Here is a 20,808-nt window from a genome sequence, read left to right as displayed (position 1 = left end):
TAAAAAGTCAGAGAGCCAATCAGATTGCAGTTTGGATTAAACTTCGAGCTGGATCTTGTCTAAAAGATCTGGATCTGAAAGAACTTTTTCGCCCCCAATAGCAATAGCGATTAACGGATATTCCACCACGCGAACGGGGATGCGGACCTCGGCCTCGATTTTGGCTGGGAGTTCTTTTATCAGGGCTCCACCACCAGCAAGGGTGATTCCATTACCGATAATATCAGAAACCAACTCAGGAGGAGTGTTTTCCAATGCATTCAAAATACCATGGACAATTTGTTGAATTGAATCCGAAAGAGCCTGACCAACTTCCTCGGAAGTCACCACTTGTTTGCGAGTAAAACCAGTGTCTAAGTCGCGGCCTTCGATTTCGCAGCTGGTGATATTCTTTTTTGGTAAAGCTGTACCCAATTCAATTTTTAAAAACTCAGCAGTCGTTTCCGAGATCACTAAATTTTTAGTTTCTTTAATATAGCGAATGATATTTTCATCAAACTTGTGACCGCCTAATCGTAAGGCTTCACAGTAGACGATATCAGCCAAGGCAATGACGGCTATCTCTGTTGTTCCACCGCCAATATCAATGATCATTTGCCCAGAGGCTTCTTTGATTGGAAGTCCGGCGCCGATAGCCGCAGCCATAGGCTCATCAATCAAATAAGTTTTGCTAGCTCCAGATGAACGGCAGGTTTCAATAACAGATTTCTTTTCCACTTCGGTTACGCCATAAGGCAAAGAAACAACAATGGAAGGGCGTGATAAAGAGTGGCTTTTAATAACTTTACCGATGAAGTATTTGAGCATAGCCCGTGTTGCATCGAAGTCGGCGATCACGCCATCGCGAATCGGTTTAATGGTGATAATATGTCCAGGATTGTTTTTCGAGATCTCGACGCCTTCAAGGCCAACGCCTAAAATTTTACGACGTTTAAGACTGTTCTCGGTAACCATCACCTGACTTGGCTCATTTAAAACGATGCCTTTGTCCTTAACGGCGATAAGAGTGTTGGCTGTTCCAAGATCAATGTAGATATCTGCGCTGCCGGAAGAAGATCCGAATAACCAATTAAACATTATTTTCTGTATCCTATTCTGCCATCAAAAGGGAAGTTAAGGTGTAAAGAGATCGCTGTTGTCGTGTTGGACAAATTTAAATCTAATTCGGCTCCCACTTGGAAGTCTTGACTGACAACCCATTCGTTTCCAACTGCGAATTGCATAGCTGTTGTGCTGCGGTTCTCTGAATAAATAACAGTGATAGGTAAGCCGATGTAAGGAATCATTTTTCCATAAGCACTGTCAGTGACCTTACTGATGATAGGTGCGATTTGAATATTATAGAAATTTAATTTGTTATCGCGCGCATAGATCAAAGCTCCGCGTAAACCCATAGCCGGTTGATTTTGATAATCTGGAAATGGGACCCATTTGGCAGAAGCTTGAGCCCAAAAGTCAGTGGAGCCGCCACCGATCAAGAGGCGAGAGTTAACGGCTGGTGATACGTTGAAATCCATAAAGGCTGCGATGTTAGTTCCGCCGCCGTCAGAGAGGTAAGCTTGTGGAATAGCTCCAAGACGGAAGTCGCCTTCGCGCAAAAGCTCGCCTGTTTCATTGAGCGATAAGTAGGCATGCGATACGCATGGAGCTATGAGGGAGTTTAGAATTAGAAATCCAAAACCAAAGATGAAGATGCGAATAGATGTGTTGACAGATTTTTTTACGGATTTTTTGAAAAAATTGAACATATCTCAATATGTTAGCTGTCATGAGTTTGGTTTGACAACAAAGATGAAAGGTTGTGACATAAAAAATGTGAGTGAGCAAAAGATCAAAATTCCTATTACTGTGACCCTGATTGCTTTGAATGAAGAGCGTAATATTCAACGAGCCCTATCGTCTGTTCAGTGGGCGGAAGATATTGTGGTGTATGATTCCGGCTCTACAGATAACACGATCGAGATTGCTAAAAAAATGGGCGCACGAGTCGTGCAAGGGGAATGGTTAGGGTTTGGTCCTAGTAAAAGAATGGCTGTTCAAAATGCTCACTGTGATTGGATCCTCTCTTTGGACTGTGATGAAGAAGTCGATATGGCTTTACAGCAAGAGATACAAAAAAGACTTCCTGATTTGAATCCTAAGGTAGCCTACAAAGTTCCTCGGCTGTCTTATCACATGAAGCGTTGGATTCGTCATGGTGGTTGGTATCCCGATTATCAGATCAGGCTGTTCAACAGAAAATTTGCGAATTGGAATGAAGCTAAAATTCATGAAAAAGTGGAAGCGAGTTCTTATGAAAAATTTGTATCTCACTTAAATCACTATGTATTCTTAAATGTTGCAGATCAGGTTCGCACGAATAATAAATACTCTTCATTGCAGGCGCAAGAAATGTGGGATCGAGGGAAGCGATTCTCTCTGTTTCATTTTTTAACAAAGCCTTATGTAAAATTTGTTGAATGCTATTTCTGGAAGTTGGGTCTTTTAGATGGCTGGGCGGGATATGTAATCGCACGGAATGCGGCCTATTCGGTTTACCTAAAATGGGTTAAACTGAAAGAGCTGGAGGGTTAATCATGGCAAGGACGAGTTTGGGATTGGCCGTTACCTGTGCTTGGGTATTTGCATCCGTACTTTGTACTACTCGAGCTATGGCTTTTCCTCAGATCCAAGAGTGGCAAGCTAAACCGCTTGTTGTGTATGACAACAAGCGTGAGGTCACTTTAAAAAAGGCTTTGCAATTGAAGTCTCCGTTTGCTGTTGTAACAGCTAATGAAGACAGTCTTGGATTGGTTGTTAATTCCTTTGACCATATTCGTGTTTATCCCAAGAGCAAAATTCAAGTTCCAGACTTTGAAAATGAACATGGTTTGGTGTCCGATCTTTACCTTTTGGATGGTAAAATCAGACTGACGTCGACTTTTCGTGGGGTTAACAAACAGTATGTGGCACTGAATTTAAAGACCCCTTTCTTTGAGTTTCGCCCCGAGTCTTTGGTGGATATGGTGGTTGAGCTGAACATGAAAGTGCCAAGTATTGAGATCTGGGTTCTAGAGGGAACATTACCTCTGAAATTTTTCGAGTATGAGAAAAATTTTAATCTTAAAGCAGGCGAAAAAATTCGGTTTATAGGTGAACTCAATGATGAGAAGTCCGCTATCCGCTATGATTACTTGCTGAATGATCGCAAAGTTCCTAAAGGGAAGGCTACGGACGTCGAGCTCTTTAGTGTAGATGAATTTCTAAAAGAAGAGCGCTTAGCCAAGCAGGCCGCCGATGCCAAAAGAAAAGAGCTGCTAAGACAAGAGCAAGAGCGCCAGAAAAAGAAAAAGGCCCATGAGGCGTCTTTCTTATGTAAAAACCCATTTGGCCAAAAAGATCAGTGTTCTTGGCGTCTTGAGGGCGGTAAATGTTTCCGTCAGCGTTGTAATGTCAGCGGCCAATGGGGCGACAAAACGGAAAGACCGATTAATGGCCAATGTAAGAAAGAATTTCACGTAACTCAGTGCGACTATTAGGCTTTTCTTGATTGCAGGGCTCGGTTCCTGAAAGAATGCAATCATACAGTCAAATTTGACAGTGCAAGGGGTCTCCTTGCCAGAAAGCGATACAGTCATGCTAGATACGATCATCGGCCTTTTTATGTTGGTGAGCCCGAGCGCAACCAACTATGACAAAGTAGTTCAAACCCTACAGCAAATCGAAGCGCAAAACCCAGCTGCAGCTCAGGTTATCACTATTGGTGTGAATGATCAGGGTGTGCCTATTCAAGGTTTAAAGATTGGTAACGGTCCTGTAGCTTCTTTGGTTGTCGGAACTCACCATGGGAATGAGTATGGTTCAACAGCTGTAGCTTTAGGCGTAGCGGAAAGCTTCGCGAAAAATCCAGTTGATGGACAAACAGTCTATATTATTCCTGTTCTTAATATCTCAGGTTACAATCGCAACAGTCGCTTTGAAACAGGGCTGAAGGGCTCTCAGGATCCTAATCGTGATTACTCTGGTCCTTGCAAAAGAGGAGCTATTTTCAATTTAAAATCGACAAAAGCTTTAGCTGATCTTTTGGAAGAAAAGAATATTCAAATCTCGGCAACATTACACACGTACTGGCCTGCAGTGGCTTATCCGTGGGGGATTTCAACTCGTGATACAGATATCCCACAGCGCGATCAATATATTGAATTAGCAAAAGCAGCAACACAAGAAAGCAATTACCAAGTTGGAAACAGCACGCAGTTGCTTTATGCCGCTGATGGTGCCTTTGAAGATTATGCTTACTGGAAGCATGGTATTTGGTCGTTGTTATTTGAGTTAGGCTTTTCGCACAGCCCAAGTCCATCGGCAATTCAAACGATGATAGAAGTGAATGTCCCAGGTATTCGCAGATTCTTAGAAACATCACCGAAACAACGTGTGACAGACCATCTGTTTACAGGCCGTTGTGATCGCGGAGTGTTGCAGCGTTTGATCTTGGAGTAATTTTTAAACTGGCCCCTTAAGATGCATTTGGCCTCAAAGTTGCGCTATTTGAGGCCATGCAGTGTCCACGATGTTTTAAATTAAACTCCAATCAAACCCCATCCGAACCTCGTCCTTTACGATTTATTCTTGCAGGGAAATATCTCCGTCAACATGATCAAACATGGATTCAAAGGTATAAATGCCTTATCTGTAATAAGAACTTCTCAGATAACACTTACCATCCCTGTAAGTATCAAAAGAAACCTCATCTGAACTTTCCAGTATTTGAACACCTTGTAAGTGGAGTTTCTCAAAGAAGAATGGCAAGGCTTCTAAAAACCAATAGAAAGACCATCGTTCGTAAGTTCATGTTCCTTGGACAGTGGGCTTTGTGGAATCTAAGGCAAAATAGCCACATTCCAAACAAACCAATCGATACGATCGTATTCGATGATATGGAAACCTTTGAATCCACAAAGTTTAAACCTCTATCGATCAGCTTGGCTGTAGAGGATAAAACAAGGTTTATCTTAGGTTTTCGGATAGCTGAGATGCCAGCTAAGGGTGTTTTAGCGAAGAGAGCTTTTGAGAAATATGGTAAGACGTTTAGATCAAAGAAAGAAGATGCGTCAGGAGTTATTTCATCAGTTAAAGCYAGTAGTGACTSAAGAGTGTGGTGATTAAGTCAGATCARAACCCACATTATGCTTCKGATRTMCTCAGATATTTYCCMGAGGGMGAGCATTTAACATATAAGGGAAGAAGAGGCTGTGTGGTGGGRCAAGGTGARTTGAAGGCSGGAGGMTTTGATCCTTTGTATGCACTMAATCATACGGCAGCGATGTTRAGRGCTAATGTGAATCGTTTRTTTAGGCGGACATGGAATACAACGAAAAAAGCCATGTGTCTTGAGTGGCACATGGCTTTGTATACTTGGTATCATAATTTTGTGTTGTTAAAGTCGTAGTTTACTTTCACTCTAACAACATTTTTAGGGGCCAGTTTACTGGGGAGTGACGTTATCTAGTTCTTCACCATTAAAGTAAACTTTATAGCTATTACAATTATACTCAACCTTAATAACATTCCCAGACGGATCATTCATCAGCCAGTGGCCTGACTTATAAAAAGCGGAGCATGTTGCGGCCGCAAACAAAAGATCTACAGCTTTGAAATTAAGTTCTGCAGTTCCGGTTTCGATCTTGTGGTTTCCGCTAGCGTCGTGCTCTCCCAGAAAAGTTCCGTTGAAGATGTATTTTCCTGTCGAGTTGTAACGACCATTTTGCCATGCTACATCGTGGGTAATCGTGCTGACGTAATTGAAGACTAAGTTGTAATCAAGAGTCACAGGTCCGCTATAGCCAGGTATATTGGCAAGGACCATTTTAACGTCGCCAGAATAATCTGATTTGAAATTGCTTTCTAAATCAGTTCCTGAGCCTTCCCAGTAGCCTTTATGGGTGAATCCCCATGCATTTCCGCTAGCGACATCTTTATAGCTATAATCAGTGATGTTACTTTCATAGCGGTATCCGCCTTTGATCCCTTGAACTGAGTCGTCTTTATCGATGGATTTAAAAGTACCTTTGTAGGTGTATTCATTTCCACCATCAAGAACGTTGTCACAATTGAAAGTGTAGGTTTTCTCAAGAGCGATCCCATCAGAATCTACATCTGGTGGATTTGCTGGTTCAAAGCTAATGCAAGAATTCAACCCACTAGAAGCGATATTGCGTGTTGGCTTTTTTTCTTTTTTGTCGGCAACAAGAGTTGTTGGTTTTTTTGCGGTTTCCATTGAAGCGACATTGATGCCACCAGCTAGGGTGATGGGCATATTTAAAGCGCCGCCACTGCGAGGCATTTGGTTCACAACTCCAAGAAATGTTCCAGCAACTTTAGCAGCTGAATCTTTGGTGACAACTCCTGATGGGCCACCACCAATACAGCTATTTAGAAATGCACCGACGCTAATAAGCGCCAGTGCTGAGAATGATTTTTTCAATAACATGAAAATTCCCTTCGATAATATAAGATAGCAATTAGAGTAATTAGAAAGTGTAAGTCACAGCAGCGCTTGTTAAGAACGCGTTGCCATTGATATTTCCGTTAGAAGCAGCTGATAAAGCTCCATCAAGTACTAGATTGTTATATTTCAAACCTAAACCAGCAGTTACTGTTGTATTGTTTGAAATACCAGCGGCATCTTTGTTGACAGCTGTTTCATCTTTTACTGAACCCAAGATCAAGTTTTGAGAAACTGAACCGCGGAATACAGCCCATGAAGTGGCATTAAGTTCCATACCTAAAAATACGGGTAATTGTGTACCTGTGATTTTTGCTCCACCTACGTCACGAGACACGTAGTTAAGCTGAGCTCCGTAATAGATATCGTTTTCTTGTGTTTTCATTGAGCGATCTTCGAAGGCAAGGACAGCGTTTAGGTCTTTGATCGTAACAGATGGAGCTGCTGGAGCACCAGGTTCATTTTTAGCTTGTCCGTACTGTAGTGATCCATAATAGCGAATAGTATCAACGTCGATAGCTCCGCCAATTACTAATTGTGGCGCGGAAATTTTATCTTTATTTCCACCGGCTGTTTTTTCAGCTTGAGAAATCAAATGCAAGTGAGTGAAAAACTCTGTGTTGCCAGATTTCATACCGAATTTACCAACAAGTGTTGTTTCTTTTGTGCCGGCTTTTTTGTCGTCTAAGTTAGAAACAGAAACGCCAAAACCCATATCATTTTGGGCGTAGGTCACTTCCAATGGATTGTTTTGTCCAATGTATCCATTAGCAATACGAACATCGGCAGTTGCAAATGTATTTAAAGGATCACGATGACCTAAGTAAGCACTTAAGCGCGCACCGCTATTGAGTTTGCGTGCAAAGCCACCTTCTGCTGCTGTACCCGGAGTACCCATCTCGAAAGTGATGTACTGCCCTAAGTAGTTGAGGTGTGCTGGATTCGTGAACACTGTTTGTGTATCAACAATGTGATTTGCTCCTTGTAATGACATAAGGCGGGCTTTTGATGCCATTGCAGGTGCAGATGCGCATAATAAAGTAATAGATAACATGAGTTGTTTCATGGGACTCCTTCTCAATTTGTTGTTTGAAAGATCATTCGAATGTCGAAAGTAAAATGTGTCAAGCGGCATCAAAAAATTGAGTTGATAAAACAGAAAAGCTCTCGGAATCTATTTGAAAACCCCCATAAGCAGGGGGGAGGAACTTATGCTAAATCTACAAAAAATAAAAACGACTTACGTATTGTTATTAGGACTTTTTGTCTACGCATTGGTGCTAATTTTGAATGATGGTTTGATGGCATTGGATGAGTATTGGGTTGGAGTCATTCGATATATCCCAGCACAAGTTTCATCAGTGCAAGGGTTGATTGGAATTGATGATGTGAAATCTCCGTTGCAATTACTTCCGATGTATTGGGTAGCTCAATTGGCATTAGCTTTTGGAGTTGTGGATCCTTATTGGCAGTACCGCGCTGTTATTTCAGTTTTAAGTGTTTTAAATATCTCATTGATTTTTTATGCCTTTTTAAAATTTGCCAAAGTAGCGCGATTAGAGCGCGGGCAAACAAATTTATTATTACTAATGTTTATATTTTATTTTGCAGCTCCATTTACTTTAACACGTCCAATGTTTGAAAGTATCGCAGCCCCTTGGTTAACTTTAGCTGCGGTTTGGGGGTATTGGTATGATCGTGAAGGGAAGCTATCAACTCTGCTTTGGTCTGTTTTCTTTGTATCTGTTTGTTTTGTTTTAAGGCAACAGTTGGGGATTTGTGCCCTTGCATTTGTTGTTCTGCCTCTTTTAAAAAAGAGATGGAATCATTTCCTTGCGGCTGGATTTTTAGGGTTATTCTTTTTTATTCTAGCGGGGATACCAGATTATTTTATCAGAGGTTCATTTCATGAGTCTTTGATCAAGATTTTAACCTATAACTACGAGCACGGCTCTGAGTATGGAAATCAAAGTGTGTTGTTCTATCCAGCCGTTATATTCGTCATTTTGTTGATTCCATTTTTTATTAAGAAATACTCGAAAGAGTTCTTAAAAAATTGGACGCGTGAATATCGTATTTTTCTTTTGGTAGTTGGGCTATTTGTCTTTCTTCATTCGCTATTCCCGCAAAAGTGGGAAAGATTTTTGATTTCGATTATTCCTGTGCTGTTAATTTTATTATATCCGTTTCTTGAACAGATTTTACAGAAGGCGACTCAGCATAAGACGCGATTGGTTTCTCTGTTGTCCTTGAATATGTTGTTGTTTTTTGTTGCGAGCTTCTTCCCTGCGCAAAAAAACCTGATTGATATGTCTCGTTATTTAGGTCAGCATCCTGAAATCAAACAAGTTCATCGCCTAGAGGGGACTCCTGAATGGATTACGGAAGCTTTCATCCAAGATAAACAATTTGAATTCGTTGAAAGTAATCCAGAACTGTTAGCTCAAGTCGATTGGTCTGATTGTGGGCAGGCTATTGTTATAGGTCATCCCTATGTAGAAAGATTTCAAGGGCTAATCCAAGGATTGAAACTGAATGGTAGATTTAATGTCAATGTGATTGAGCAATTGGCTTTCAAAATGAATCCGACTCGTAATTTAAGACGAGTGGAATTATTGTTGTACTCCGGCTGCGAGCGCTAAAGAGTTTTTACAGACCTTGTTGCTGATCTTTTTGATGACAAGTTCGTTTTTAGTTACCAGCTCTCCTTTAGAGTTTTTGATAGCCTTCACGATTGAGTCCACGTGGATATCGTTGTAACACGAGCGCATTTTATGTTCACGGTCCTGATTTTCAACGCCTAAGCGTACAATAAATTTCTGATTTAGAATTCCACCACTGGAAATAACCGAACTGTACATTGAGTTGTACGTTGAGTTATGTGAAGACGCGATGTCTGCAGTTTTAGGGGTGATGATGGATAAGACCTGCGGGCTTTTTAATACGACTTGCAGGGCATCCTGTTTTTTAAAAGATTGTAATTGAGCCTGAGCTGATAAAGAAGTAGACAGCAAGCAAATAAAGGCCAAAAAATGCTTCATCTTAGTCCTCCTATGAGTCTTATAAGTCATATAGTAAGTTCCAGTCGCTTATAATGCCGAGAGCGACCTTATACAGAGGAAATGATGCTATTTTTGTGCCTTAGGTGAAGAATCAGATGGGGAAGGCTCGTTCGTAGGGACAGATTCTTTCGTGGGATGCTTAATCTGGGCATTGACTTGGATTCCAACCTCTTCCATTTCTGTGCGTATTCCCCACATTTTTGAAAGGAGTCGCGGGGCATGTGAGGCGATATAAGCCATGATGAAATACTTCATCAGACGGCCAAAAAAGACAGCCAATAAAAAATAAAACAGAGACGTTTGTGAAAGACTCGCTAGAACGATAGCTGGTTGCTGCATGACGGGAGTTGCTGCAACGGCAAATACCAAGATAAGGCCATATTGATCAAAAAATCTTTCGGTAAGAATCCATGCGGTACTTTCATCAATAGCAGGGTAGAGGTTTAGAATCCAAGGTAGTCCGTGTACACCGACGAGATGGAACAAAAGGAATGCGCCGATGGTTGAGCCCACAGATACGGAAATAGCCAAATAGAGCCATTGACGTGGTTTAAGAAGAGCGCTTGAGATTAAAATCCCATCCGTGGGCACAATCAAAATTAAATTGTCTAATAGGGCTAATGCACCAACAATTGGACTGTACCACCAACGATCCATAAATCGCTGTAAGTAAGCGATCGTCCGTTTAATTTTTTCTTGGATTTTGCGCTTTAAGATCATGCGTTCGAAGTATTGCGATTTTGAGTTACGTCATAAATAGCATTCAGCAATTTACTTCGGCGGATAGGCTTAGTTAAAAACACATGAATGGCATATTTTTTAGCTTCATTAGAGGTGCTTTCAAGAGCATCTGCTGTTAGCAGAATAACGGGTGTCGGCGTACGCTGAGACGTTTTATTTTCGTAATGGCGAATGGCCTCTGCGAGTTCAAAGCCATTCATAATCGGCATTCTTAAGTCGGCGATGACAACATCAGTGAGATTATTTTGGAAAAGCTCGAAAGCTTCTTGTCCATCTTTAGCAAAGCTGACTTTGAAGTTAGGGGATTCCAGATAAGCCCTTAAGAGTTCGCGATTGCCGGCATCATCATCGACCACAAGAATCGAGAGCACTTGGTTTTTTGGAAATGCCGTCGTCTTTGATGGCTCTGTCGATTCCACAGATATTAAAGCGGAGTCCTTCTTTTTGCTCGAACGGAAATCCAGGGCATCAAAAAGCTGGCTGTGCATGATAGGGGTGTCCCCCATAATATGAACTTGCTTTGATGAGCGGATCTCCGAAGTTAAATCGAGGTCGTGTCCGATCAAAATAATTTTTTTATCGGGATAAGATTTAAAAAGATATTCTGTCGTCTCTTTTTTTACTCGGAATAGGATAATTTGATCAAAGGCCTTTAAATTATTTTTTTCATCAGTATTGAGGTCTAAGAATAATTTTTCAGGATAATGTGAAATGGTCAGCACATGGGTAGGAAGTATAGAATTGATCACATTAAATGAATCGGCATTATCTGTAACGACGGCAAGTCGATTAATAAGGGGTTTATCTAATTGATATTGTTGAATCCATGGATCAGGCTGACGAGTCTCCAAATCTAAATCGACAGTAAAGGTTGAACCCTGTCCAACTTCTGATTTAACGGTAATGTTACCATGCATTTTTGATACAAGATCTTTCACAATAGAAAGCCCAAGGCCAACTCCGCCTTCGGCGAGCATTTTTGACCCTTCAATTTGAAAGAAACGATCGAAAATTAAATTCATCTTACTAGTCGGTATGCCAACACCAGTATCATGTACATGGAAACGAAGATGGAATAGACCATCCATCGAGACTTCCCGTTGCAGAACTTCGACTTCTAAAGAAACAGAACCTGTATGCGTGTATTTTAAAGAATTTCTTAAAAGGTTTAAAAGAATCTGGCGGATTTTTACAGGATCACCGACCAGAGACATTGGAATCTCCTGCGAGATATTCATATAGAAATCTAGATTTTTCTTGCGGCACTCTGGCCCAATAATCCGGCCAATTTCCTCAAAAAATGTCGGTATAGATATCGGAGCCTGATTGATCTCGACATCTGAAGCTTCTTCTTTCGACATAGAAAGAAGATCCGTGATGAGGTTTAAAAGATGTTCGCCAGCAGTCTGCATGTTTTTAAGATATTCGCGGGCTTTACGATCCTGATTGGTATTTTGTAAAAGCTCAACCATGCCCAAAATCAGATTTAAAGGAGTGCGGAGCTCATGACTCATATTCGCGAGGAAACGGGTCTTGGCTAAATTGGCTTCCTGCGCCTGATTCATGGCCAGTTCAAGTTCCTCAGTTCTGCTGATCACCAGTTTATAAATACGTTTATTTTGATCTAGAATAAAACCTAAGAACAGAGCTGTTAAAAGCGAGATGGAAAATCCAAAGAAAGCGATCATCAGGACATAGTTGGATGGGCGGTTATTGGTATTCTGGAACCAATCGATAGAAATCCCGTAAGACTCATTTACCAAGTAGTGACTGTAGATAAGAAATTTATTTTTATGTTGTGCTTCTGAAATAGCTTGAGGTGTAGTGACGAACTGGAATTGATGATCTTTATCCTGTCGAACAAGGACTTCAAAGTTTGTCTGGCTATCTTTGATAATAGCCACGAGTTCTCTATCATTCGGCCAGTCTTTTAAAAAATCCTGTAAGGATGATTGAAACACAATAAAATCACGTCGGTTTGAACTAGCGCGGGAAATAAAAGCTATAGAATTTGAGTTTTCAGTGTAACTGACGGCAACTGTGTTTAGAAGGTTTTCGTCTAGCATTTTTTTGATCTTGCGACGAAGAAAAGAAGACGACATGTCCGGACTTTTCGTATCTGGAAGAGAATCATTTGCTGTTTTAAAAGTGCGAATACGTTTAAGGACGGGAAGTTTATCAGCCCCAGATCTATCAGTTAATGAATACAAAGTGGCTCTTTGAAACATGGTACTCGAGACTATTTGTGAAACAACATCTCGCGCATGTCTGTTATTAGAGCGGACTAAACTCGAAATTTCAGAAAAGGACTGTATCCTCAGGATACTATTGTTGAGGACAAGGTTTTGGCTGCGATAAAATTCACGTGTGATGGATTTTAGTGTTTTCATGCCTGAATTTAACTTCGGATTGATGAAAGGTGTTACCTAACAGGAACGTAATTAAAAGGCCTATAGAAAAAATAATCAGGGGTAAGCTGAACTTCGATGTCGATATTTTTTTCTGATCTTTTTCACTCAACAGTCTAAATGGCATTAATCACCTTTGTTTTTGGCCTCAATACATTTGCGTATATATCTGCCTAGTATATTGGGATACGGACAAATAGTTAAATAGTTTTATAGTATTTTTTAGATGTGAAGAAATCTTCAAATGAACTTCGCATCTTTTATATAGGCCAATACTAATATTTGTGCCTATTCATACCGATACAGAGGGTGTAAAAAGTATGGCCATTATTGATTCAGAAATTCATAATAGTTCTTCGAGTAAATCTGAAAGGGCAGTTATGTCAGAGCAGGCGGGATACAGAATGGGTGACTCAAAACAGAATTTTTCGATAGAAGAAGTATCTAATGTTTTAGGTCGGCATGAAGGCTTTGATCGAGAAAGCTTTTTTAATTTGTATGAAGACACGGGCGAGGAAACGGTGATGCGAATCATGGCCCATTTTAACCAGAACCTAATCGAAGCCAGTCGGAATATTAAAGCAGCCTTAGTCAATGAACATGGAAATGAGAGCGAAAATGTTGAGAATATCTGGAAGTGGGCTCATAAGATAGCGGGATCGGCCGCTTTATTGGGATTCAAAAGTTATGGGGATGAGTCTCGTGAACTTAGCAAGAAAATACGTGATCAGCAGAGCTTTGCCGACTGTAAAAAACAAGTGGAAGACTACCTCAAGAAGACGAAGGCATTAAGTCAAAATATTGAAGAAGCTATGCCTTCTTTGAAGACTTATCTTTAAGGGCGAGTTTGTAACCTGCGCTGAGTACTGTCTCGATTTGGACTTCACTTTGAACGAGCTTTTTACGTAAGTGGCTTACATGGGCATCCACAGTGCGTGACGTAATAAATTTATCGATACCCCAAACTCTATCAATAATGATTTCACGACTATAAACTTGGCCCGGACGTGAAAGTAACAATCGTAAAATTTTAAACTCGTACGGAGTCAGGTCGACTTGTTTTCTGGAAGCATCCTTTGCCAGAATTTCGACAGTCATTTTATCTAGATCAATAACAAGGTCACTGTATTCCAATACTGATTTTTCGGCAGTTAAGGACTGGACTGTGCGTAGTTTAGCTTCGATTCGTGCCCGTAATTCGCTAGGATCCGGTGGTTTGTTGATGTAGTCATCGGCACCCACGCCAAAGGCTGCTACCTTTGTAATAATATCGTGGTCAGAACTGATGATGATAACAGGGACAAAGCGTGGAGCTAGGGTCTCTTTTAAGCGGGGTAGGATCTTGATCCCGTTGCCGTCTGGTAATGAGACATCCAGCAAAATAAGGTCAAAATGATCGCGGCCACCTTCTGTTAGGCGAAGGGCTTCGCTGCTGCTGGTGACAAATGTCAAAGCATGCTCTTTTAGAATAGATGTCAGATAAATCTGAAATTCTTGTGAATCTTCTATACACAAAATGCGCGCCATAAGGGGATCGTAGCACATGTTGCGTTTTCTTCAACATATTATAACGGCTACTCAATACTTTTAGCGTCCAATTATGAGTAGGTAAAAGACCACCTTTGTTAAAACTAAGGGAGTTCATCATGCGCGTAAAAGTACATTATAGGCACATTAGTTACTCGGTAGAGTTAACTCAGAATATTACAGAGTGGTTAGAGGAGCAGTTGCCTATTGGGCAATACGCATCGCAGTTGCATATAGATCTATTTTTTTCAAAGTCGACTCCGTATAGCAAGCCCAGTCTTGTCGTATTCGAATGCCACTTGCGGGCGCGGGCACCTTGGTTGTCTAGTGAGATTTTTGTAAAAGATCAGAATGAAGACTTTTGGGGTCTAGTCACTTCGTGCGGGGCTATGCTGAAGCGTCAAATTATGCGTGATCTTTCACAAAGAAGAAGTAGTCAGCGACAAAGTCATAGATGGCAACAGCCGCCAACAGATTACACGGCGGAATAGACAGCTGAATAGAGTGGCTGAAGGCTTAGGGAGCGAGCATGGTAAAAAGAATATTGGTAGTCGAAGACGACCTTTCTTTGAAGCCTCTATGGGAGAGCTTTTTTAGCCGTCGTTCGCAACAAGTTCAGATGGATTGGGTTGTTAGCTGTGAAGAGGCTCGTAAAATAATCAAAAAAGCAAATGAAGAAAAGAATCCCTTTTATTTGATCATAACCGATATATTTTTGGCGGGTTCGGGCACTGGCATGGAGCTGTTAAGGTCGCCTGAAGTGATGAATAGTCAGGCCCGCACAGTTCTGGTTTCTGCGGCTGATCGCTACGAGATCCTCAGTAAATTTGGTCACTTGATGCCGAATACGGAAGTGATTTCTAAACCATTAGATTTTAGAAAGTATGAACCAATTCTTAATCATCTTTTAACGAGGTAGTTATGAATGTGGTGAAGAGGTCCAAGCCTAAAAGCTCAAAACCCGTGGTTATTGTTACAGGATGTAGCTCAGGTATTGGTATGGAGCTAGCCCACGAACTCTATGAGCGTGAAGATCTTAATATCGTACTGACGGCACGTGCCCGTTCTATCGAAGAGTTAAAAAAACAGTTTTCTGATTCAGAGCGTGTGATGGTACGTGAATTGGATATTACGGATGAGGATAATATCTATTCACTGATTAACGAAATATCCTTTGAGTGGGGACGTGTAGATACGTTGATCAACAACGCGGCTGTTTGCTTTCGTGCTGTTGTTGAACACATGGATTCAGAGTCAGAAATGCTACAGCTAAAAACAAACTACCTAGGTCCTATGAACTTGATTCGCTCAGTGCTTCCTATTATGCGTGAACAGCGCTCTGGACATATTATTAATATATCATCGGTGTCAGGTATGCTCGCCATGCCGACGATGGGATCTTACAGTGCCTCTAAGCATGCGTTAGAGGGAGCCACTGAGGCGCTTTGGTATGAAGCCAAACCTTTCGGGATTCGAGTCAACTTAGTCCAGCTGGGTTTTATTAACTCCAACTCATTCAAAAAAGTGGTTTTGTCGAATAAGGCAGAAATCAGTATGGCTTTAGGTGGGCCTCATTCGGAATATTATAACTCGATGACTCCGATGATTGAAAATTTAATGTCATTTTCATTGACGTCGGCCACAGTGGTTGCAAGAAAAGTTTTACGCCTCATTGATCGCCCTACGACTATTCTGCGTATTCCTCTAACTGTCGATGCCATTGTTTTTACGGTAATGAAAAAGTTTATTCCATCCTTTATTTTTAATAGGTTACTTTATTTTATGCTGCCGGGATCTATGAAGTGGGGTGGGCGTTGGAGAGCCAGAAAGAAGATACGCATAGTGGAATCATGAGGAACGGTTAAGGCTAAGGTAGAGATGTTACGAGTGTGGCGATTTCTTCAAGGCGTTTTAAGCTGGGCGCAAACTATTTAATGTACGATAAAATATCTTAATCCACATGGGATGTGGGAAAGCGAGGTTGATATGACTTACTTAACAGGAGCTGTAATGTCATCTAACTTGGTTTCAATTTCTGAAGAAAGGGATATTGATACGGCAGAAAGTTTGATGAAGGTGAATCGTATTCGCCACCTTCCTGTTGTAAATCAGAACAATGAACTTTCAGGGATTCTTTCCGCGAAAGATGTCGTTAAAGTAAAAGATAAAAAGCAAGCGATTAAATCTGTTATGACGGCGCCAGTGAAAGTCGTTCGTAAAGATAGCAATATCAAATCAGTTATCGAATTGATGTTAAGAAACAAAATCAGTTCAATTCTAGTTGCTGACTCAGAGGATATTGTGGGTATTGTAACAACCGATGACTTGCTCAGACTTCTGACTCAAGTATTAACGGACAGTGATGATTTAGAAAATACGGATATCGGTTCGTTCTTTGATGAGTCATGGAAGAGCTATAACTAATTCAAATGGCAAAGAGGTGCTGTCCTAGCACCTCTGATTAATGCGCTGGCGATCTCACAAGCTCCATTTTGGTAGCTGTCTACTGTATTACAAAGATTTAATTCTTTTTGAAGAGTCGCTTCCGTACATGAACCCCACCCAAGATAGGCGACACGTTCTAAGTGAGAGTATTCAGAGTAGGATTTGTTGCGATTACAGCCGTAGCCACTATCAGCAGCCGTTACAAAAATTTTAAGATAATCTTTTAAATAATATTCAACTTGTATCAGTCGAGGGCTTTTGTTTGGATATTGACGATACAGGCTTTCAAGAATCTGACGATGGGTGCGGCTAGAGCCATAGGGTTTCCCTAAAAATTGAAAAAGGCCATAGGCACCAGAGCTTGGATTAATCGAAAAGGGATCTCCACCGGATTCACCAATAATGCGATAATACACAAGGCGGGGATCTAACTGATGACGATAACTCCAAATCAGGCGATGAATTTGGTGAATGGTTTCTGAGGTTTCATTATAATTTGGTTCTGGTTGGAAAATTTCACGGATTTGTTCATTCCTTTGGGGATGAAAACAGCTTTGTGCCCATGTAGGTGCTGAGATAATCAAGCTCAGATTTATAAGAATGAAGCTGAGTATATGGGGCTGCATAGACATAATAAAATATTAAATGCAGAAGTTGTTCCAGTTCTAGGCCTATTGATTTTAAGATCATGGCTCTGTCCTCGGCTAAAGGTGTCTAATAATTTGACAGATGTCGGACTTGAATGAAGTTTGGACAGCCATGAGATAATTGCAAAACCTCTTGCAAAACAGATGATATTTTCAAATATAACCACAGAATATGTTACCACTAGGCCATGCTAAAGTTAACTTTACTGTTTATTCTACAAATGGTTCTGGGGTTCTCGGTAAATTCTTGGGGAGCGCCAAACACAGCGGCGTCCACTGTTAACGGCGATCCTAGTTTAGTGTCACAAGCATGGTACATAGAGCGTATTGAACTTCCGAGGGCGTGGAGGACTGTGCGCGAGACTCCAGATGTTCCTGTGGGTGTTATTGATATGGACTTTGATTTAAGTCATGAAGAGCTCAAGGAAGCTTTTGATGATCGGTACTCACTTGATTTTTCTGGAAAGAATTTTTCTGAAATAAGTTTGGATGCTAAATACAGTCAACATGGAACTTTAGTGTCAGCTATTATTGGAGCCAATGGTGTTAATGCCGTGGGAATTACGGGAATTAGCCAGCGTGCGCGCATGATTGCTATAAACGTGGCTCCGGTCGGTAAAGCCATAGATATTGAAGAAGTGATGCGCTATACGATTGATTCGGGAGCTAAGGTGATCAACTGTAGCTTTGGTTATGTTTCTATTAAGCCAGACCTTATGGAAAAGCTGCGAAGAGCTCTTCGTTATGCTCAGGAAAAAGATGTTTTGATCGTTGCAGCGGCGGGTAATTACGGACGTGATAATGATAAAGAGCCATTTTATCCTTCCTCTTTTTCAGTTGAATTTCCCAATGTCATTTCTGTTGGAGCAACAGCGGAAGATGACAGTCATTTCTATGCCAGCAGTTACGGGAAAAAACATGTCGACATTTTTGCTCCCGGTAGAAATATTATCGTTCCTGCGGACGCCACACGATATGTTCTTTCTAGTGGAACATCGGAAGCCGCGCCGATAGTTTCAGGCGTGGCTTCACTGATGCGTCAGATTAATCCGCGTTTAAGTGCGGCTCAGGTAAAAAAAATATTGATGCAGACTTCTGATAAAAAAGAACAGTTGCGTGCTATCTCTGTATCTGGTGGGCGAGTGAACGCGGCTCGTGCTGTTGAGGCCGCTGAAGTGGCGCGATAACAGTTATAATCAATGATTAGCGTCAAATATCTCAATTGGCGTAAAATTTGTAATTCATACTCCGTAGATATTTAAATCGCTTTAATGCGGTTTAAATTGAATTTGCTGTGTAAAAAGCCTCGTATTCAGAGTGATGGGGCTTTTTAGCACGTTAGATTTTATAGCAAATGATCGGAGGAGAGTTGATAAAAATATCAAAAGCTGTATCAGGGGCTGTATCAGGTTTTATTGATCGCTTCGAACAATTCGTAAGTAAAATATCTCAGGACGATGTCTTCACGCAGGCCGCTGCATTAGCTTACTATACGACTTTATCGATGGCTCCACTGATAATTTTATTGATTACATTTTTATCGGCCCTCAATGTGGATATACAAGTTCAACTCTTAGCTCAAGTGCGTGATCTTATTGGCCCTGAGGCCGCGTTGGTGTTGGAATCAATTTTAGGCAGCGTCAATCGTCATCCTGATTTAAGCATGGCCGCTGGATGGATTGGATTTGCGATTCTTGCGATATCAGCCAGTGTGGTTTTTGCTCAACTACAAAATGCTTTAAATGTTATTTTTATGGTGGAAGGGGATAAAACTTTACAGAAAGTACAAGCGCAGTACATTCAATCCACACATCCTGTGGTGGGTTTTATTTTGCGCCGACTCCTGTCCGTAGGCATGCTGCTGGCCTTTATGTTTATTGCTATTGTGTCACTACTAGCATCAGCCAGCGTTTCTTATTTAATCAGTCAGTATGATTTTTTGGGTTTGAAGTTTGTTAATGAGGTAGCGAGCTTTTTTGTTTTTACCGTTTTGTTTGCTTTAATATATAAGTGGATGCCAGATCGTAAGGTGAAAAATGCTAATTGCATCTTGGCTGGCGCGATCACTTCATTTTTGTTTGTTGTGGGAAAGGCTGCGATAGGAACATATCTCGGGCAAACAGCTATCGGTTCGGCCTATGGTGCCGCAGGATCTTTAATCGTGATGTTGGCATGGATCTATTATTCTACTGTGGTATTTTTTGTTGGGGCCGAGATTTCGGCCATGTTTTTGATTAGAAAGCGATGGGTGTAATACATGGGAAATTGGCTTAAGGGAATTCAGAAAAAAATTGTTAAAATGCCTTTGTGGATACTGATTACTTTGGTCGTGCTATTTGTTATACGCATGATCTTGCCTTCAATTTGCCTGTTTTTTATAAATTATACTTTAGAAAACAAATTAGGGACTTACAAAGGTCACCTAGATGATTTTGATTTAAGCTTGTATCGTGGAGCTTATCAATTACAAGGCCTCACCATTGAAAAAAGAGAAAGTGCTGTGGAGCCTCTTCTAAAAGTCAAAGAGGTAGATTTATCACTTGCATGGCGCGCACTTCTTAAAAAAAATATATCGGCTGACGTAACTATCGATGGCTTAGTTTTAAGACTCGCTGATAGTTCTGATGAAAAAGCTAAACAGACGGGTGCCGATGAGCCCAAGAAAAATTGGGAAGAAGTCGGCGGCGTCTTAGTCCCTGTTGCTATTGAGACATTAAAAATTCACGACAGTGCGATCTATTTCACCAATAGAGACTTGAAAGCACCGCTCCCTGTATCGCTAGAAAAAATTGAAATTGAAGCGAAAGATTTACGCTCGCGCTCGGAAGGAAAGATGAGTCCTCTGAAAGCGAGTGCTATTTTACAAAAACATGCTGACTTAAAGATCAGTGGTTCTTTGGATCTTTTGGCAAATCCTCTGCGTTTTGATCTAGATGGCCAAATTGAAAAGTTTAAGCCGAATACTGTGAACAGTCTTCTGCGATTGTATATTCCTGTAGATGTCACAGAGGGAGAGCTAAGTGCTTACAGTGAAGTGGCCGCGAAAGATGGAGTTGTGTGGGGGTATGCGAAGTTAATTTTTAATGATGGCGATATTATTTCTTTAGGACAAAACTATATAGGGGTGAAGCATTTCTTTGTGGAAATTGGGACAGCTTTTGCGAATTGGTTTTTGCAAAACAATGACAATAAGAATATGGCGACAATAATTCCATTTGTTTATGAAAATGGAAATTTTAATGTAGATACGTCTGAAATTTTGAATTCTGCCCTTCGAAATCGTAATGAAAAAATTAAACCAAGGATAGATGATATCATTTCATTGGAAGGACAAGAACCAATCACAGATCCAAAGCGGATTTTGAATCCCAATCAAAATTTAGAAGATGTACTCACGAGTCGAGCGGGTGTTCCATCAGCGGGAAAAGAGACTAAAGAAAATAATAAAAAGAAAAATGATTCAAAAAAATAATTTATTTTTTTGAAATTCAGGG

22 protein-coding genes are annotated in these 20,808 nt (G+C 40.8%); 13 read left to right on the top strand and 9 right to left on the bottom strand.

All coding sequences use genetic code 11. The features are described from left to right. Positions 1 to 36 precede the first annotated feature (36 nt). Both mreB and A11Q_RS07270 read right to left on the bottom strand, forming a co-directional pair. On the bottom strand, positions 37 to 1,077 hold the full coding sequence (gene mreB, locus A11Q_RS07275; protein WP_015470154.1) for a rod shape-determining protein: 1,041 nt from the start codon (positions 1,075 to 1,077) through the stop codon (positions 37 to 39). Continuing rightward, complete coding sequence (locus A11Q_RS07270) at positions 1,077 to 1,748, bottom strand: hypothetical protein (protein ID WP_015470153.1); 672 nt, start codon at positions 1,746 to 1,748, stop codon at positions 1,077 to 1,079. The genes mreB and A11Q_RS07270 overlap by 1 nt, the downstream gene beginning before the upstream one ends. 31 nt (positions 1,749 to 1,779) lie before the next feature. Here A11Q_RS07270 and A11Q_RS07265 point away from each other — a divergent pair, with 31 nt between their 5' ends. From A11Q_RS07265 to A11Q_RS13985, 4 genes are all read left to right on the top strand, one after another. Continuing rightward, positions 1,780 to 2,574: a glycosyltransferase family 2 protein gene (locus tag A11Q_RS07265; RefSeq protein ID WP_158320361.1), complete on the top strand. Its 795-nt coding sequence runs from the start codon at positions 1,780 to 1,782 to the stop codon at positions 2,572 to 2,574. Positions 2,575 to 2,576: 2 nt separating this feature from the next. Then, positions 2,577 to 3,518 (top strand): hypothetical protein, encoded by a 942-nt coding sequence (locus A11Q_RS07260; RefSeq protein ID WP_015470151.1) that lies wholly within the window; start codon positions 2,577 to 2,579, stop codon positions 3,516 to 3,518. Between the two features lie 76 nt (positions 3,519 to 3,594). After that, positions 3,595 to 4,479: a M14 family zinc carboxypeptidase gene (locus A11Q_RS07255; protein ID WP_015470150.1), complete on the top strand. Its 885-nt coding sequence runs from the start codon at positions 3,595 to 3,597 to the stop codon at positions 4,477 to 4,479. Positions 4,480 to 4,781: 302 nt separating this feature from the next. Beyond that, positions 4,782 to 5,141 carry a hypothetical protein gene (locus tag A11Q_RS13985; RefSeq protein WP_041575153.1) on the top strand — a complete coding sequence of 120 codons (360 nt, stop codon included), beginning with the start codon at positions 4,782 to 4,784 and terminating at the stop codon, positions 5,139 to 5,141. A 323-nt stretch (positions 5,142 to 5,464) separates the two neighbouring features. Here A11Q_RS13985 and A11Q_RS07240 read toward each other — a convergent pair whose 3' ends face one another. Both A11Q_RS07240 and A11Q_RS07235 read right to left on the bottom strand, forming a co-directional pair. Next, positions 5,465 to 6,469: a hypothetical protein gene (locus A11Q_RS07240; RefSeq protein ID WP_015470148.1), complete on the bottom strand. Its 1,005-nt coding sequence runs from the start codon at positions 6,467 to 6,469 to the stop codon at positions 5,465 to 5,467. Between the two features lie 40 nt (positions 6,470 to 6,509). Next, complete coding sequence (locus tag A11Q_RS07235) at positions 6,510 to 7,550, bottom strand: outer membrane protein PopA (protein ID WP_015470147.1); 1,041 nt, start codon at positions 7,548 to 7,550, stop codon at positions 6,510 to 6,512. 145 nt (positions 7,551 to 7,695) lie between these two features. Here A11Q_RS07235 and A11Q_RS07230 point away from each other — a divergent pair, with 145 nt between their 5' ends. Then, the gene (locus tag A11Q_RS07230) at positions 7,696 to 9,126 is read left to right on the top strand and encodes a glycosyltransferase family protein (RefSeq protein WP_015470146.1); all 1,431 of its coding nucleotides are present in this window, start codon (positions 7,696 to 7,698) and stop codon (positions 9,124 to 9,126) included. On the opposite strand, the gene A11Q_RS07225 is transcribed toward A11Q_RS07230, so the two are convergent. From A11Q_RS07225 to A11Q_RS07215, 3 genes are all read right to left on the bottom strand, one after another. Next, positions 9,097 to 9,525, bottom strand: a complete 429-nt coding sequence (locus tag A11Q_RS07225) for a hypothetical protein (protein WP_015470145.1) — start codon at positions 9,523 to 9,525, stop codon at positions 9,097 to 9,099. The two genes, A11Q_RS07230 and A11Q_RS07225, sit on opposite strands and share 30 nt — an antisense overlap. 87 nt (positions 9,526 to 9,612) lie before the next feature. Then, positions 9,613 to 10,266, bottom strand: a complete 654-nt coding sequence (locus A11Q_RS07220; protein ID WP_015470144.1) for a YqaA family protein — start codon at positions 10,264 to 10,266, stop codon at positions 9,613 to 9,615. Continuing rightward, entirely contained in the window at positions 10,263 to 12,677 is a 2,415-nt protein-coding gene (locus A11Q_RS07215; RefSeq protein WP_015470143.1) for a hybrid sensor histidine kinase/response regulator, read from the bottom strand. The genes A11Q_RS07220 and A11Q_RS07215 overlap by 4 nt, the downstream gene beginning before the upstream one ends. A 398-nt stretch (positions 12,678 to 13,075) precedes the next feature. On the opposite strand from A11Q_RS07215, the gene A11Q_RS07210 reads away from it, so the two are divergent. Continuing rightward, positions 13,076 to 13,534, top strand: a complete 459-nt coding sequence (locus A11Q_RS07210) for an Hpt domain-containing protein (RefSeq protein ID WP_148284962.1) — start codon at positions 13,076 to 13,078, stop codon at positions 13,532 to 13,534. Here the strand turns inward: A11Q_RS07210 and A11Q_RS07205 are convergent. Beyond that, positions 13,506 to 14,222: a response regulator transcription factor gene (locus tag A11Q_RS07205; protein ID WP_015470141.1), complete on the bottom strand. Its 717-nt coding sequence runs from the start codon at positions 14,220 to 14,222 to the stop codon at positions 13,506 to 13,508. The genes A11Q_RS07210 and A11Q_RS07205 overlap by 29 nt on opposite strands. Positions 14,223 to 14,341: 119 nt before the next feature. On the opposite strand from A11Q_RS07205, the gene A11Q_RS07200 reads away from it, so the two are divergent. The 4 genes from A11Q_RS07200 to A11Q_RS07185 all read left to right on the top strand — a co-directional run bounded on the left by A11Q_RS07200 (position 14,342) and on the right by A11Q_RS07185 (position 16,646). Further along, the gene (locus A11Q_RS07200) at positions 14,342 to 14,713 is read left to right on the top strand and encodes a hypothetical protein (RefSeq protein WP_015470140.1); all 372 of its coding nucleotides are present in this window, start codon (positions 14,342 to 14,344) and stop codon (positions 14,711 to 14,713) included. A gap of 38 nt (positions 14,714 to 14,751) precedes the next feature. Then, a complete protein-coding gene (locus A11Q_RS07195) occupies positions 14,752 to 15,141 on the top strand; it encodes a response regulator (RefSeq protein ID WP_015470139.1) in 390 nt (129 codons plus the stop codon). A 2-nt stretch (positions 15,142 to 15,143) separates the two neighbouring features. Further along, a complete protein-coding gene (locus tag A11Q_RS07190) occupies positions 15,144 to 16,076 on the top strand; it encodes an SDR family NAD(P)-dependent oxidoreductase (RefSeq protein ID WP_015470138.1) in 933 nt (310 codons plus the stop codon). A gap of 156 nt (positions 16,077 to 16,232) precedes the next feature. Continuing rightward, a complete protein-coding gene (locus A11Q_RS07185) occupies positions 16,233 to 16,646 on the top strand; it encodes a CBS domain-containing protein (protein WP_051056748.1) in 414 nt (137 codons plus the stop codon). Here the strand turns inward: A11Q_RS07185 and A11Q_RS07180 are convergent. Beyond that, positions 16,643 to 17,299, bottom strand: coding sequence for a lysozyme family protein (locus A11Q_RS07180; RefSeq protein ID WP_015470136.1), 657 nt, complete (start codon positions 17,297 to 17,299; stop codon positions 16,643 to 16,645). The two genes, A11Q_RS07185 and A11Q_RS07180, sit on opposite strands and share 4 nt — an antisense overlap. A gap of 203 nt (positions 17,300 to 17,502) precedes the next feature. Between A11Q_RS07180 and A11Q_RS07175 the strand changes: the two genes are divergently transcribed. From A11Q_RS07175 to A11Q_RS07165, 3 genes are all read left to right on the top strand, one after another. Beyond that, positions 17,503 to 18,501 carry a S8 family serine peptidase gene (locus A11Q_RS07175; RefSeq protein WP_015470135.1) on the top strand — a complete coding sequence of 333 codons (999 nt, stop codon included), beginning with the start codon at positions 17,503 to 17,505 and terminating at the stop codon, positions 18,499 to 18,501. 182 nt (positions 18,502 to 18,683) lie between these two features. Then, on the top strand, positions 18,684 to 19,568 hold the full coding sequence (locus A11Q_RS07170) for a YihY/virulence factor BrkB family protein (protein ID WP_015470134.1): 885 nt from the start codon (positions 18,684 to 18,686) through the stop codon (positions 19,566 to 19,568). Positions 19,569 to 19,571: 3 nt separating this feature from the next. After that, the gene (locus A11Q_RS07165; protein ID WP_015470133.1) at positions 19,572 to 20,786 is read left to right on the top strand and encodes an AsmA family protein; all 1,215 of its coding nucleotides are present in this window, start codon (positions 19,572 to 19,574) and stop codon (positions 20,784 to 20,786) included. Positions 20,787 to 20,808: the final 22 nt, after the last annotated feature.

Origin of the sequence: Pseudobdellovibrio exovorus JSS, assembly GCF_000348725.1 — a bacterium.
Lineage (GTDB): Bacteria > Bdellovibrionota > Bdellovibrionia > Bdellovibrionales > Bdellovibrionaceae > Pseudobdellovibrio > Pseudobdellovibrio exovorus.
Note: the sequence above shows the minus strand (reverse complement) of the source record. Positions and strands in the feature narration are given on the sequence as shown.

What these genes read in the sequence shown, in the direction of transcription:
- mreB (WP_015470154.1), bottom strand. Translation starts at nt 1,077, where the DNA reads ATGTTTAATTGGTTATTCGGATCTTCTTCCGGCAGCGCAGATATCTAC.
- A11Q_RS07270 (WP_015470153.1), bottom strand. Translation starts at nt 1,748, where the DNA reads ATGTTCAATTTTTTCAAAAAATCCGTAAAAAAATCTGTCAACACATCT.
- A11Q_RS07260 (WP_015470151.1), top strand. Translation starts at nt 2,577, where the DNA reads ATGGCAAGGACGAGTTTGGGATTGGCCGTTACCTGTGCTTGGGTATTT.
- A11Q_RS07240 (WP_015470148.1), bottom strand. Translation starts at nt 6,469, where the DNA reads ATGTTATTGAAAAAATCATTCTCAGCACTGGCGCTTATTAGCGTCGGT.
- A11Q_RS07235 (WP_015470147.1), bottom strand. Translation starts at nt 7,550, where the DNA reads ATGAAACAACTCATGTTATCTATTACTTTATTATGCGCATCTGCACCT.
- A11Q_RS07230 (WP_015470146.1), top strand. Translation starts at nt 7,696, where the DNA reads ATGCTAAATCTACAAAAAATAAAAACGACTTACGTATTGTTATTAGGA.
- A11Q_RS07225 (WP_015470145.1), bottom strand. Translation starts at nt 9,525, where the DNA reads ATGAAGCATTTTTTGGCCTTTATTTGCTTGCTGTCTACTTCTTTATCA.
- A11Q_RS07220 (WP_015470144.1), bottom strand. Translation starts at nt 10,266, where the DNA reads ATGATCTTAAAGCGCAAAATCCAAGAAAAAATTAAACGGACGATCGCT.
- A11Q_RS07215 (WP_015470143.1), bottom strand. Translation starts at nt 12,677, where the DNA reads ATGAAAACACTAAAATCCATCACACGTGAATTTTATCGCAGCCAAAAC.
- A11Q_RS07210 (WP_148284962.1), top strand. Translation starts at nt 13,076, where the DNA reads ATGTCAGAGCAGGCGGGATACAGAATGGGTGACTCAAAACAGAATTTT.
- A11Q_RS07205 (WP_015470141.1), bottom strand. Translation starts at nt 14,222, where the DNA reads ATGGCGCGCATTTTGTGTATAGAAGATTCACAAGAATTTCAGATTTAT.
- A11Q_RS07200 (WP_015470140.1), top strand. Translation starts at nt 14,342, where the DNA reads ATGCGCGTAAAAGTACATTATAGGCACATTAGTTACTCGGTAGAGTTA.
- A11Q_RS07195 (WP_015470139.1), top strand. Translation starts at nt 14,752, where the DNA reads ATGGTAAAAAGAATATTGGTAGTCGAAGACGACCTTTCTTTGAAGCCT.
- A11Q_RS07190 (WP_015470138.1), top strand. Translation starts at nt 15,144, where the DNA reads ATGAATGTGGTGAAGAGGTCCAAGCCTAAAAGCTCAAAACCCGTGGTT.
- A11Q_RS07185 (WP_051056748.1), top strand. Translation starts at nt 16,233, where the DNA reads ATGTCATCTAACTTGGTTTCAATTTCTGAAGAAAGGGATATTGATACG.
- A11Q_RS07180 (WP_015470136.1), bottom strand. Translation starts at nt 17,299, where the DNA reads ATGTCTATGCAGCCCCATATACTCAGCTTCATTCTTATAAATCTGAGC.
- A11Q_RS07175 (WP_015470135.1), top strand. Translation starts at nt 17,503, where the DNA reads ATGCTAAAGTTAACTTTACTGTTTATTCTACAAATGGTTCTGGGGTTC.
- A11Q_RS07165 (WP_015470133.1), top strand. Translation starts at nt 19,572, where the DNA reads ATGGGAAATTGGCTTAAGGGAATTCAGAAAAAAATTGTTAAAATGCCT.